The organism is Streptomyces sp. NPDC090025, assembly GCF_044748125.1.
Taxonomy (GTDB): domain Bacteria; phylum Actinomycetota; class Actinomycetes; order Streptomycetales; family Streptomycetaceae; genus Streptomyces.
Genome location: NZ_JBIVFL010000006.1, coordinates 319,572 through 332,127 on the forward strand (window position 1 = coordinate 319,572; position 12,556 = coordinate 332,127).

Here is a 12,556-nt window from a genome sequence, read left to right on the forward strand (position 1 = left end):
ACGCCGTGACGGTGACCGGGGCCAGGCCCGTACCCCTGCTCGTACCGCTGCCTGCGCCCCTGCCCGTACCGCTGCCCGCCCCCCTTGCCCGTACCTCCGGTGCCGCCCCCTCCCCTCAGCCGTCCTGCGGCAGCGCCGCCCCCTCGCTCGCCGGGCGGGTCCCGTGGCCCGGCCCCGTACGGCCACCGTCACCGGCCGCCCCCGCTCCCGCGTCCAGGGGCGCGGGCTCCGGCAGCCGCCGGCGGCGGCGGTGCTTGAGGAGGGCCCAGGGGGCGCGGGCGCCGGTGACCTCGGTGCCCGCCTCGCGGGCCGCCTCGGCCGCCGCCTTCGCGACCGGCAGCAGGTTCTCGTGGCGCGCCACGTCGATCCGGTCGGGCTCGGGCCACACGCCGAGCGCCGCGCAGACGGTGGGCAGCAGGGCCATCGCCGCCGTCGCGTACCCCTCCGCCGAGGGGTGGAAGTTGTCCACCCCGAACATCTCCCGCGGGTTCGCCGCGAACTCGGGCCCCAGCAGGTCGCCGAGCGACACCGTGCGCCCGCCCTGCTCGACCACCACGATCGTCTGCGCCGCCGCCAGCTGCCGCGAGGCCCGCCGGGCCAGCCAGCGCAGCGGCTGGTAGACCGGCTCGATGGTGCCGAGGTCCGGGCAGGTGCCGACCACCACCTCGGCGCCCGCCGTGCGCAGCCGCCGGACCGCCGCCGCCATGCAGCGCACCGACTGGGTGGCGGGCATCCGGTGGGTCACGTCGTTCGCGCCGATCATGATCACGCAGACGTCGGGCGGTCCGGCGGCCGCCGAGAGCAGCAGCGACACCTGCCGCTCCAGATCGTCCGAGCGGGCCCCGGAGAGCGCCACGTTCCGCAGGTCCACCGGCCGCTCGGCGACCGCGGCGAGGCCCGAGGCGAGCAGCGCGCCCGGGGTCTGGCCGGCCCGCCGCACGCCCTGCCCGGCGGCCGTGGAATCACCCAGAAGGGCCAGTCGCAGCGGTTCCCCGGGGCCGTAGCCGCGGCCGTACCGGCCGTCCACGCCGGGCGGCAGCGGCGCCACCCCGCCGCCCACCGACTTCTTCGCCAGCGCCACCTCGGCGAGCAGCACCCCGACCCCCGCCACGCCCAGCAGGCCGATGCCCCCGCCGCCGTACGCCGCGCCCGCCGCGATCCGCCGCGCCACCCTCGCCCTCGACATCGGGCCGCCACCTCCTCCACGCCGTCCCGGTGACGCCGCTCGGTCCACGCCGTCCCGGATACTCACTGCCCCGTAACGGGCACCGGCTACGCATCCCACGGAATACGCTGGCCGCACCATTACGGAGACCCCGGAGACTACGGTGCAATTCCACGACTCGATGATCAGCCTCATCGGCAACACCCCGCTGGTGAAGCTCAACAACGTCACCGACGGCATCCAGGCGACCGTCCTGGCGAAGGTGGAGTACTTCAACCCCGGCGGCTCGGTCAAGGACCGGATCGCCGTGCGCATGATCGAGGCGGCCGAGGAGAGCGGCGCGCTCAAGCCCGGCGGCACGATCGTCGAGCCCACCTCCGGCAACACCGGGGTCGGCCTGGCGATCGTGGCCCAGCAGAAGGGCTACAAGTGCATCTTCGTCTGCCCGGACAAGGTGTCGACGGACAAGATCAACGTGCTGCGGGCGTACGGCGCCGAGGTCGTCGTCTGCCCGACCGCAGTGGCCCCCGAGCACCCGGACTCGTACTACAACGTCTCGGACCGGCTGGTCCGTGAGACGCCGGGCGCCTGGAAGCCGGACCAGTACTCCAACCCGAACAACCCGCGCTCGCACTTCGAGACCACCGGTCCCGAGCTGTGGGAGCAGACGGACGGGAAGATCACCCACTTCGTGGCGGGCGTCGGCACCGGCGGCACCATCTCGGGCACCGGCGGCTACCTGAAGCAGATCAGCGACGGCAAGGTGACCGTGGTCGGCGCCGACCCGGAGGGCTCCGTCTACTCCGGCGGCTCGGGCCGCCCGTACCTGGTCGAGGGCGTCGGCGAGGACTTCTGGCCGACCGCCTACGACCGGAACGTGACCGACCGGATCGTCGCGGTCTCCGACAAGGACTCCTTCCAGATGACCCGCCGCCTCGCCAAGGAGGAGGGCCTGCTCGTGGGCGGCTCCTGCGGCATGGCCGTGGTCGCCGCCCTGGAGGTCGCGCGCGAGCTCGGCCCGGACGACGTCGTCGTGGTGCTGCTCCCGGACTCCGGCCGCGGCTACCTCTCCAAGATCTTCAACGACGAGTGGATGGCCGACTACGGCTTCCTGGAGGACACCTCCACGGCCACCGTCGCCGACGTGCTGCGCCACAAGTCGCACGGCCTGCCGTCGCTGGTCCACATGCACCCCGACGAGACGGTCGGCCAGGCCATCGAGGTGCTGCGCGAGTACGGCGTCTCCCAGATGCCGATCGTGAAGCCGGGCGCCGGGCACCCGGACGTGATGGCCGCCGAGGTCGTCGGCTCGGTCGTCGAGCGCGAGCTGCTGAGCTCGCTGTTCACGCAGAAGGCCGCCCTGGAGGACCCGCTGGAGGACCACATGTCCGCCCCGCTGCCGCAGGTCGGCTCGGGCGAGCCGGTCGCCGACCTGATGTCGGTGCTCGGTGACGCGGACGCGGCGATCGTCATCGTCGAGGGCAAGCCGACCGGCGTGGTCAGCCGCCAGGACCTGCTCGCCTTCCTCGCCGCGAGCGGCTCCGCGAAGTAATCGCGGGGGGTGCGCGGGTACGTTCGCGCAAACGGTACGAGCGCGACACGTACCCGCAGCACCCGCTTAACAACGGGGCGGCACAGTGGTCCTCGTCGGCGACTGGACCTCCGGAGCGGCTCCCGGACCTCCACACGCGCCGCGGACGCGGACCGGCCCTGACCCGGGCCCGTGTCCCTCGCGGGGACCGCCGTCGTCCCGCCCCCCGGCAACGGGGGTGCGGCGGTCCCCGCGCAATCCTCCTGCCCCGGTCCTCCGGGTCCCCGTCTTGCCTGGCTGCATATGTTCATGCAGAGTGCCGGGAGAATGAATAGAACGGGTGGGCAGAAGGGGGACGGCATGAGCGACAGCCCGGCCGGACGGCTGCAGGCGCTCTTCGAGGGGCACCGGCTGACGCCGACCCAGCGGCGGATCGCGCACTGCATGGTGCGGCGCGCCGCTGACGTCGCCTTCCTGTCCAGCGTCGAGCTCGCCGAGCTCGCCGGGGTCAGCCAGCCCTCGGTCACCCGGTTCGCGGTCGCCCTCGGCTTCGACGGCTACCCGGCGCTCCGCAAGCACCTGCGGGAGAGCGTGCCCGCGGCCGAGGCGGAGCGCGTCGAGCACAACGAGTACCAGCAGGCCGTGCTCGGCGAGATCGAGAACCTGCGGCACCTCGCCGAACTCCTCGCCGACCCGGCGCCCGTCGAGCGCGCCGGCCGGCTGCTCGCCGCCTCCCGGCCGCTGCCCGTGCTCGGCCTGCGGGCCGCGTCCTCGCAGGCCCGCGGCTTCGCCTACTTCGCGGGCAAGGTGCACCCGGACGTCCGGCTGCTCGACGAGGGCGGCTCGATGCTCGACGACCGGATCGACGCGGCGGTACGGGCCGGGGCCACCGCCCTGCTCTGCTTCGCGCTGCCCCGGCACCCGCGCGAGGTCGTCGACGCGCTGGCCTACGCCCGCGCGGCGGGCCTCACCGTGGTGACCGTCGCCGAGTCGGCGTTCGCGCCCGTCGCCGCCCACAGCGACCTGCTCATCCCGGCCGCCGTCGGCACCGGCCTCGCCTTCGACACCGCGTGCGCGCCGATGCTGCTCGGCCGGGTGCTCCTGGAGGCGATGGCCGACGAACTGCCCGACGCCCAGGCCCGCCTGGAGGAGTTCGACACCAAGGCGGCGGCGCGGGGCCTGTTCGTCGACTGAGCGTCCACGCGCGGGAGAGCCGGGGGCGTACGGGTCAGATCTCCAGCTCCGACTCGATCTTCTTCAGCTGGTGGCGGGCCATCGCCAGGTTCGCGCGGGACTTGTCCAGGGCCAGGTAGAGGAAGAGCCCGCCACCGCCCCGCGTCTTCAGGAGCCGGATCAGGTGGTACTGCCCGCCCAGGGTGATCAGGATGTCCTCGATCTCGTCGTTCAGACCGAGGGCCTCCATCGCGCGGAGCTTGGCGCGGACCACGTCCGTGTTGGCCGCCGCCGCCACGTTGAGATCGAGCTCCTTGCTGCCGCCGATGGTGCCGAGGGCCATGCCGCTCGCGTAGTCGACGAGGGCGGCGCCGATCGCGCCCTCGATCTGGGCGGCTTCCTTGAGCGAGGTCTCGGTGTTCGCCATGGTGGTGCCTTCCTTCGTTCCGGTGAGTGCGTTCTCGTGAGTGCGTTCTCGTGAGTGAGTGATCGGTGCTTCCGGTCGTGCGGGGCTCGGGCGGTGTCCGGTCAGTTCAGGTCTCTGCGCTCCAGGGCGCCGTCCACCAGCTCGCCTATCCGGGCGCTGGAGCGCCGCGCCTCCAGGTGCAGCCGCCCCACGTTGATCCGCGGCTCGGCGAGCAGCGTCAGGACGGCCGAGCCGCCCGCCGCGTACGTCGCCACATAGCCGTTCTCGCCCCGGACCAGGAGCTCCCGGAAGCCGCCCTGCCCGGTGGTGTCGGCTAGCCGCTGCCCGACGCCGAGCGCGGCGGCGGTCAGCGCGGCGACGCTCTCCGCCTCGCCGTCCACCGCGTCCTGGGCCAGGACCAGGCCGTCGGCGCTGGCCGCGAGGGCCCCGGTGAGCTGCGGCAGCCGCGCCCGCAACCGTCTCAGCTCGCCCAGGACCTCGGCTTCTGCGGTCATCAGTTGTCTCCTCTCGGCGCGCATGCGCAGGGCACGCCTCATCACAGAGCTGCCTCCAGGGCGTCACGGAGCCGGCGGAGCAGGGCGACGTCGGGGTCGTCGGTGGCCGCCGCCCGCCCGATCCAGGCGGGTACGGCCGGTGCGGGTGGCGGGGTGCTGTCGTGGGGGGTCTCGACGAGTCCGGCCGCGGCGAGCCGCCGTACGTCGAGCAGCGTGTGGAAGGCCGGGCGGCCGAGCCGCCGGGCGATCCCGGCGGGGGTGCGCACCCCGTCGGCGGCGGCGAGCAGCGCGCGCTGCCGGGTGCCGACCGGCTGGCCGGGGGCGGCCGGCCGGGGCACGACGGGGGCGTGGTCGACCGCCGGGTACGGCCAGACGTTGTCGAGGAGTTCCCGGCGGCGCCGGGTCTCGCGCTCGACGGTCTCGGTGGCGACCGGCCGCACCGCGCCGAACCAGTGCCCGACCCCGTACCGGAACCTGGTCGGTCCGCTGGCCGGGCCGAGCGCGAAGAAGGCGGCGTCGAAGACCGCGCCGAGGTGGCAGATCTCCAGCTCGCCGTCGTGCAGCGCGCCGCTGTCGACCAGGAACCGGCCGACCGCGCCGCGCGCGCCCGCCCGGTCGACGGCCTCCTGCCAGCCCGCGCGGGGCAGCCGTCCGCCCGCCATGAGCAGCACCTCGACGCCGGGCGAGCTGGGGCTCTCGGCGTGCACCACCCGGCCGTCGACGAGGTAGAGGGTGCCGTGGTCGCGCAGCAGCGCGCCGGTGGCCCGCTCGGCGGCGAGCCGGGTGAGCATCGGCGAGACCGAGTTCGGGGCGGGTGTGACGGACGCGGGTACGGAAACGGTTGCGGGTACGGGGGTCATCCGAGGACCAGCCTTTCGGCGAGGTCGCCGAGCCGGATCCGGGCGAGCGCCAGGTTCCCGGTGGTCCGGTCGAGCCAGAGGTGGAGACAGACGCTGCTGTCGAAGGCGGTCGCCACGAAACGGATCACGTGATACCCGGCGCGGGTGGTGACGATCAGGTCCTCGACGGGGGGTTCGCCGATGCCCTCACCGGCCGGTCCGCCCCCGGGGCCGCCGGGCCCTTCGCTCGCGGGCGACTCGAACTCGGCGGCGGCGCGGGCCAGTTCGGCACTCTCCGCCGCCGTGGTCTCGTGGTCGCCGACCGGTGACTCGCCCGCGGTCCCGAGGGCCAGCCCACTGGTCCAGTCGACCAGCCAGGCCCCGCGCGCCCCCGGGAGGCTCATCGCCTCCCGCAGACACTCGTCGATTCCGGGCACGCGAGATCCCCTCCCGATGCGGCGTGCGGACGAACGGCAGTAACGGCGACGCTACTCAACGTCGTGCCACGGGACAGGAGTTCTGGCATTTTCCAGCGGAATTTGTCAGCGCCCGATATGCGGTTGTCCGAAGACCGACCTCCCAGCGGTCGTCACGCCCTCGGAACCGCCCCCGAACCCGCCCCCTGCGTGCCGTCCCGCGCCCCTCACATCCGGCTCTCGACCGCCCGCGCGATGTCGTCCAGGTCCTTGCCGAGCGCCCGCGCCACCGCCCGCGAACCGAAGCGGGCCAGCAGCCGCGCGACCACCCCGGGCTTGCGGTCGTGGGCCGGGCGGGCCGTGAAGGTCATCCGCAGCACGGTCGCGGCGGCCGAGAGGGCCGGGCCCTCGGGGCGCAGCGAGATCTCGGAGACGTAGTGCATGCCGTGCGAGTCGGCGACCGTGACGTACCGCTCGGCCGGTTCGCAGACCGTGACGGTCATCTCCTCGGTGGCCTCGCGGCCCAGCATCCGCCGGGTCTCGCGCCATCGGGTGCCCACCGCGAAGCCGCCCTCGGTGAGCACCTCGACCTTCTCGACGCCCGCGAGCACCCGGGGCAGGTCCGGCAGATCGGTGATGGCCTCCCAGACCCGGCCCGGGGAGGCCGCCACCCGGCGTTCGACGACGACGGAGGTGCCAGCTGTCATGGCTCCATGGGACCACCGGCGGCCCGGCCGCGCAGCAGCGCGTCGGGCCGGTCGCCGCCCGCCTCGGCGACGATCTCGTCGAGGGTCTGGGCCCGGCGGACGGTCGCGAAGGCGACCGCGCCGTCGGCCGTCGGGGTGAATCCGTGCACGGCGGGCCGGGGCAGGCTGTTGTACGCGTAGTGGTGCGCGAAGGCGTACGCGCCGGTGTCCGGCACCGCCACCACGTCGCCGGGCCGCAGCCGGGGCAGCGCCCGGCCGGTGGCGAGCAGGTCCCCGGCGAAGCAGGCCGGGCCCGCCACGTCCTGCGGCACCTCGGGTTCGCCCGTACGGGGCCTGCCCTCGGCGTCGTACGCGAGGATCCGCAGCGGCCAGGACTCGGGGGCGTACACCGTGCGGGTGGCGAGCTGGACCCCGGCGTGGGTGACGGCGATCGGGCGGCCGCCGGAGGTCTTGGTGTACTCGACCCGGGTGAGGACCGTGCCGTGCTTGGCGAGCAGCGACCGGCCGAACTCGGTGATCAGGGCGTAGCGCCCGTCGAGAAGTCCCGGCACGGTGGCGGCGAGCAGCCGGGCGTACTCGGCGTGGCTCGGGGTCTCCTCGTCGGTGAGGAAGTTGACCGGGAGCCCGCCGCCGATGTCGACGGTGTCGATCTGCTGCCGCCCGGCCTTGGTGTTGATCTCCTCGGCGAGCCCGTACACCGCGCCGACGCCTTCGGCCATCAGCGCGAGCGGCACGCCCTGGGAGCCGGTGTGGGTGTGCAGCCGGGTGAGCCAGGGCCGGTCCAGGTACGCCTGCACGAGCGCCTGCCTGGCGCCCTCGTCGCGCAGCGGCACGCCGAACTTGGAGGTGGCGGTCGCGGTCGAGAGCGCGCCGATGGAACCGGCGCCGACCTGCGGGTTCACCCGGATCCCGAGCGGCGAGGCGGTGGGCGCGGAGGCGACGAGCGCGTCGAGCCGCGCCAGCTCCTGGAGGTTGTCGGCGTTGACCGCGATGCCGAGGGCGAGCGCCTCGCGCAGTTCGGCGGGGGTCTTGGCGGGGGAGTCGAGGACGGTACGGGACGGGGGCGCCCCGGCCGCGCGGGCCAGCGCCAGCTCGCCGGGGCTGGCGACTTCGAGGCCGAGCCCGGACTCGTACAGGAGGCGCAGGACGGGCACCAGCGGGCACGCCTTCACGGCGAAGGCGTGCAGCACGGGCGCGTCGGTGACGGCGGCGAAGGCGCTGGTCAGGGCGGCGGCGGAGGCGCGGACGCCGGTGGTGTCGAGGAGCGCGACGACGGGTGCGGCGGGGGAGAGGAGGCCCTGGTCGACGGCGGCGCGGACCGCGCGGTCACGGCGGGCGGCGGCGGAGGGAGGAGAAGCGGACGGGGGAGGGGCCGGGGAGGGCGTCGGAGAAGCCATGGGTCCCACCATGGCCGCCGCACGCCACCGGGTGGGAGACCGACGCAGCTGTTGACTAAGACTATTCAGCGGGTCAGGATGTGAATATCTGGTTCACATCCGAGGAGGCATCCCCATGTCAGGACCCCGCCCCGTACGGGCCCCGCGCGGTACGGAACTGAGCGCCCTGGGATGGCAGCAGGAAGCCGCCCTCCGGATGCTGCAGAACAACCTCGACCCCGAGGTCGCCGAGCACCCCGACAAGCTCGTCGTCTACGGCGGCACCGGCAAGGCCGCCCGCGACTGGCGCTCCTTCGACGCCATGGTGCGCACCCTGCGGACCCTCAAGCAGGACGAGACCATGCTGGTCCAGTCCGGCCGCCCGGTCGGCGTCATGCAGACCCACGAGTGGGCGCCGCGCGTCCTCATCGCCAACTCCAACCTGGTCGGCGACTGGGCCAACTGGGAGGAGTTCCGGCGCCTCGAGGCCCTCGGCCTCACCATGTACGGCCAGATGACCGCCGGTTCCTGGATCTACATCGGCACCCAGGGCATCCTCCAGGGCACCTACGAGACCTTCGCCGCCGTCGCCGCGAAGAAGTTCGGCGGCACCCTCGCCGGCACCATCACGCTGACCGCCGGACTCGGCGGCATGGGCGGCGCCCAGCCGCTCGCCGTCACCATGAACGACGGCGTCGCCATCTGCATCGACGTCGACCCGCGCGCCATCGAGCGCCGCATCGAGCACCGCTACCTCGACGTCAAGGCCGACGACCTCGCGCACGCGCTGCGGCTCGCCGTCGAGGCCCGCGACGCCCGCCGTCCGCTCTCCATCGGCCTGCTCGGCAACGCCGCCGAACTGGTGCCGCAGCTGCTCGCCGAGGGCGCGCCGATCGACATCGTCACCGACCAGACCTCGGCCCACGACCCGCTGGCCTACCTGCCGGTCGGCGTCGCCTTCGAGGACATGGCCGACGCCGCCGCCAAGGACCCGGCCGGTTTCACCACCCGGGCCCGTGAGTCGATGGCCCGGCACGTCGAGGCCATGGTCGGCTTCATGGACGCGGGCGCCGAGGTCTTCGACTACGGCAACTCGATCCGCGGCGAGGCCCAGCTCGCGGGCTACGACCGCGCGTTCGCCTTCCCCGGCTTCGTCCCGGCGTACATCCGCCCGCTGTTCTGCGAGGGCAAGGGCCCGTTCCGGTGGGCCGCGCTGTCCGGCGAGGCGTCCGACATCCACAAGACCGACAAGGCGATCCTCGACCTCTTCCCGGAGAACGAGTCGCTGCACCGCTGGATCAAGATGGCCGGCGAGCGCGTCCACTTCCAGGGCCTGCCCGCCCGGATCTGCTGGCTCGGCCAGGGCGAGCGCGACAAGGCGGGCGACATGTTCAACGACATGGTCGCCGACGGCACCCTCGCCGCCCCGCTGGCCATCGGCCGCGACCACCTCGACTGCGGCTCCGTCGCCTCCCCGTACCGGGAGACCGAGGCCATGCTCGACGGCTCCGACGCCATCGCCGACTGGCCGCTGCTCAACGCCATGGTCAACGTGGCCTCCGGCGCCTCCTGGGTCTCCCTCCACCACGGCGGCGGCGTCGGCATGGGCCGCTCCATCCACGCCGGTCAGGTCAGCGTCGCCGACGGCACCAAGCTCGCGGGCGAGAAGATCCGCCGGGTGCTCACCAACGACCCCGGCATGGGCGTCATCCGGCACGTCGACGCGGGCTACGACATCGCCGAGCGGGTCGCCGACGAGAAGGGCGTCCGCGTCCCGATGCGCGAGGGCGGCGACGCCGACGCCGACGCCGCCGGTGCCACCGGTGACGGGACCGGGGCCTCCGCGTGAGCGAGAGCTTCCACGCCATGTGGCGTTCGCTGCGGCCGATCGGCCGCAGCGACGCCTCCGGCGGATACCGCCGCTACGCCTGGACCGGCGCCGACGCCGACTGCCGCCTCTGGTTCCGGATGCAGGCCGAGGCCCGCCGCCTGGACGTCGAGACCGACCGCAACGGCAACCAGTGGGCCTGGCTCGGCGACCCCACCGCGGGCAACGCCGTCGTCACCGGCTCGCACCTGGACTCGGTGCCGGACGGCGGCGCCTTCGACGGGCCGCTCGGCGTCGTCTCCGCCTTCGCCGCCCTCGACGAACTCCGCGCCCGCGGCGTCTCGTTCCGGCGGCCCCTCGCCATCGTCAACTTCGGCGACGAGGAAGGCGCCCGCTTCGGGCTCGCCTGCGTCGGCTCCCGGCTCGCCTCCGGGCAGCTGACCAAGGAGAAGGCGTACGAGCTGCGCGACGGCGACGGCATCAGCCTGCCCCACGCCATGGAGGCCGCCGGGTACGACCCCGAGACCATCGGCGCGGACCCGGAGCGGCTCGCCCGGATCGGCGCCTTCGTCGAGCTCCACGTCGAACAGGGCCGCGCCCTCGACCTGACCGGCGACCCGGTCGGCATCGCCTCCGCGATCTGGCCGCACGGCCGCTGGCGGCTGGACTTCCGGGGCGAGGCCAACCACGCGGGCACCACCCGCCTGGTCGACCGGCGCGACCCGATGCTGCCGTACGCCGAGACCGTCCTCGCCGCCCGGCGCGAGGCCGAACTCGCGGGCGCCGTCGCCACCTTCGGCAAGATCGCGGTCGAACCGAACGGCGTCAACGCCATCCCCTCCCTGATCCGCGGCTGGCTCGACCTGCGCGCGCCCGACCAGGCCGCGCTCGACGCCACCCTCGGCGGCATCACCGACGCGGCCACGGCCTACGCCGAACGCCATGGCGTCGAACTCGCCCTCACCCGTGAGTCGTTCACCCCGGTCATCGACTTCCAGGACGCGCTGCGCGACGAGATGGCCCGGATCCTGGCCGACAGCCTCGGCAAGGTCCCGGTGCTCGGCACCGGCGCCGGTCACGACGCGGGCATCCTGTCCGCCGCCGTCCCCACCGCCATGCTGTTCGTCCGCAACCCCACGGGCGTCTCGCACTCCCCGGCCGAGTCCGCGGCCGAGGACGACTGCGTGGCGGGCGTCCGCGCACTCGCCGACGTACTGGAGGGCCTGGCGTGCCACTGACCACGACGTACTGGCTCGAGCATGCCTGGCTCGACCCCAATGTCGAGCCGGGAGTGCTCCTGGAGGTGGCCGACGGGCGGATCACGGCCGTACGGACCGGGGTCGACGCCCCGCCGCCCGGCGCCGAGATCCTGCGCGGCCTGACGATTCCCGGCCTCGCCAACGCCCACTCGCACGCCTTCCACCGCGCCCTGCGCGGCACCGTCCAGGTCGGCTCCGGCACCTTCTGGACCTGGCGCGAGGTGATGTACACCGTCGCCCAACGCCTCACCCCCGACTCCTACTTCGCCCTCGCCCGCGCCGTCTACGCGGAGATGGCCCTGGCCGGCATCACCTCCGTCGGCGAGTTCCACTATCTGCACCACGCGCCCGGCGGCAGCCCGTACGCCGACCCCAACGCCATGGGCGAGGCGCTGATCGCCGCCGCGGGTGAGGCGGGCATCCGGATCACCCTGCTCGACACCGCCTATCTGTCCTCAGGCTTCGGCGCCGCCCCCGAACCGCACCAGCTCCGCTTCAGCGACGGCACCGCCGACGCCTGGGCCGAGCGGGTCGCCGCCCTCAAGGACCGCGAGGGCGTCCGGATCGGCGCGGCCGTCCACTCCGTACGGGCCGTCCCGGCCGGGCAGCTGGCCACCGTCGCCCGCTGGGCCGAGGAACGGCGGGCCCCGCTGCACGTCCACCTCTCCGAGCAGACCGCCGAGAACGACGCCTGCCTCGCCGCCCACGGCCGCACCCCCACCCAGCTGCTCGCCGACCACGGTGTGCTCGGCGCGCGCACCACCGGCGTCCACAACACCCACCTCACGGACGGCGACATCGCCCTGATCGGCGGCTCGGGCACCGGCACCTGCATGTGCCCGACCACCGAACGCGACCTGGCCGACGGCATCGGCCCGGCCGTCGCCCTCCAGCGCGCGGGCTCCCCGCTGTCCCTCGGCAGCGACAGCCACGCCGTCATCGACCTCCTGGAGGAGGCCAGGGCGATGGAGCTGGACGAGCGGCTGCGCACCCGGATCCGCGGCCACTGGACGGCGGCGGCGCTGCTGCGCGCCGCGACCGCCGACGGCCACGCGGCGCTCGGCTGGGCCGACGCGGGCACCCTGGAGGCGGGCGCGCTCGCGGACTTCACCACGATCGCGCTCGACTCGGTCAGGACAGCGGGGCCGGTACCGCGTCTGGCAGCCGAGACGGCGGTATTCGCAGCGTCGGCAGCGGATGTGCGGCACACCGTCGTCGGCGGCCGTCACGTGGTCCGGGACGGCGTCCATACGGCGCTGCCGGACGCGGCCGGCGCCCTCGCGGACTCGATCGCCGCCCTGCGCGGCTGAAACGGCTGAAACGGCTGAAGGAGACACCTCT

General features: G+C 74.2%; 12 protein-coding genes. 5 read left to right on the top strand and 7 right to left on the bottom strand.

Features of this window, described 5'->3' with window-relative positions:
* Positions 1-115 precede the first annotated feature (115 nt).
* On the bottom strand, positions 116-1,186 hold the full coding sequence (locus tag ACIPXM_RS17575) for an SGNH/GDSL hydrolase family protein (RefSeq protein ID WP_401656061.1): 1,071 nt from the start codon (positions 1,184-1,186) through the stop codon (positions 116-118).
* A 142-nt stretch (positions 1,187-1,328) separates the two neighbouring features.
* On the opposite strand from ACIPXM_RS17575, the gene ACIPXM_RS17580 reads away from it, so the two are divergent.
* Both ACIPXM_RS17580 and ACIPXM_RS17585 read left to right on the top strand, forming a co-directional pair.
* Positions 1,329-2,717: a cystathionine beta-synthase gene (locus ACIPXM_RS17580; RefSeq protein WP_401656063.1), complete on the top strand. Its 1,389-nt coding sequence runs from the start codon at positions 1,329-1,331 to the stop codon at positions 2,715-2,717.
* A 339-nt stretch (positions 2,718-3,056) separates the two neighbouring features.
* Complete coding sequence (locus tag ACIPXM_RS17585; RefSeq protein WP_401656065.1) at positions 3,057-3,890, top strand: MurR/RpiR family transcriptional regulator; 834 nt, start codon at positions 3,057-3,059, stop codon at positions 3,888-3,890.
* A 34-nt stretch (positions 3,891-3,924) separates the two neighbouring features.
* Here ACIPXM_RS17585 and ACIPXM_RS17590 read toward each other — a convergent pair whose 3' ends face one another.
* From ACIPXM_RS17590 to ACIPXM_RS17615, 6 genes are all read right to left on the bottom strand, one after another.
* Entirely contained in the window at positions 3,925-4,296 is a 372-nt protein-coding gene (locus ACIPXM_RS17590; RefSeq protein WP_401656067.1) for a hypothetical protein, read from the bottom strand.
* Positions 4,297-4,397: 101 nt separating this feature from the next.
* Positions 4,398-4,790, bottom strand: coding sequence for a roadblock/LC7 domain-containing protein (locus ACIPXM_RS17595; RefSeq protein WP_401656069.1), 393 nt, complete (start codon positions 4,788-4,790; stop codon positions 4,398-4,400).
* Positions 4,791-4,831: 41 nt separating this feature from the next.
* Complete coding sequence (locus ACIPXM_RS17600) at positions 4,832-5,650, bottom strand: transcriptional regulator (RefSeq protein WP_401656071.1); 819 nt, start codon at positions 5,648-5,650, stop codon at positions 4,832-4,834.
* On the bottom strand, positions 5,647-6,066 hold the full coding sequence (locus tag ACIPXM_RS17605; protein WP_401656073.1) for a hypothetical protein: 420 nt from the start codon (positions 6,064-6,066) through the stop codon (positions 5,647-5,649). Before ACIPXM_RS17605 ends, ACIPXM_RS17600 begins: the two co-directional genes overlap by 4 nt.
* Before the next feature lie 206 nt (positions 6,067-6,272).
* Positions 6,273-6,752: an SRPBCC family protein gene (locus ACIPXM_RS17610; RefSeq protein ID WP_401656075.1), complete on the bottom strand. Its 480-nt coding sequence runs from the start codon at positions 6,750-6,752 to the stop codon at positions 6,273-6,275.
* On the bottom strand, positions 6,749-8,149 hold the full coding sequence (locus ACIPXM_RS17615; RefSeq protein ID WP_401656077.1) for a diaminopimelate decarboxylase: 1,401 nt from the start codon (positions 8,147-8,149) through the stop codon (positions 6,749-6,751). Before ACIPXM_RS17615 ends, ACIPXM_RS17610 begins: the two co-directional genes overlap by 4 nt.
* Positions 8,150-8,264: 115 nt before the next feature.
* Between ACIPXM_RS17615 and hutU the strand changes: the two genes are divergently transcribed.
* The 3 genes from hutU to ACIPXM_RS17630 are packed head-to-tail and all read left to right on the top strand — an operon-like array spanning position 8,265 to position 12,525.
* The gene (gene hutU, locus ACIPXM_RS17620; RefSeq protein WP_401656079.1) at positions 8,265-9,977 is read left to right on the top strand and encodes a urocanate hydratase; all 1,713 of its coding nucleotides are present in this window, start codon (positions 8,265-8,267) and stop codon (positions 9,975-9,977) included.
* A 17-nt stretch (positions 9,978-9,994) separates the two neighbouring features.
* Positions 9,995-11,194 carry an allantoate amidohydrolase gene (locus ACIPXM_RS17625; RefSeq protein WP_401656204.1) on the top strand — a complete coding sequence of 400 codons (1,200 nt, stop codon included), beginning with the start codon at positions 9,995-9,997 and terminating at the stop codon, positions 11,192-11,194.
* A complete protein-coding gene (locus ACIPXM_RS17630; protein ID WP_401656081.1) occupies positions 11,185-12,525 on the top strand; it encodes a formimidoylglutamate deiminase in 1,341 nt (446 codons plus the stop codon). The genes ACIPXM_RS17625 and ACIPXM_RS17630 overlap by 10 nt, the downstream gene beginning before the upstream one ends.
* Positions 12,526-12,556: the final 31 nt, after the last annotated feature.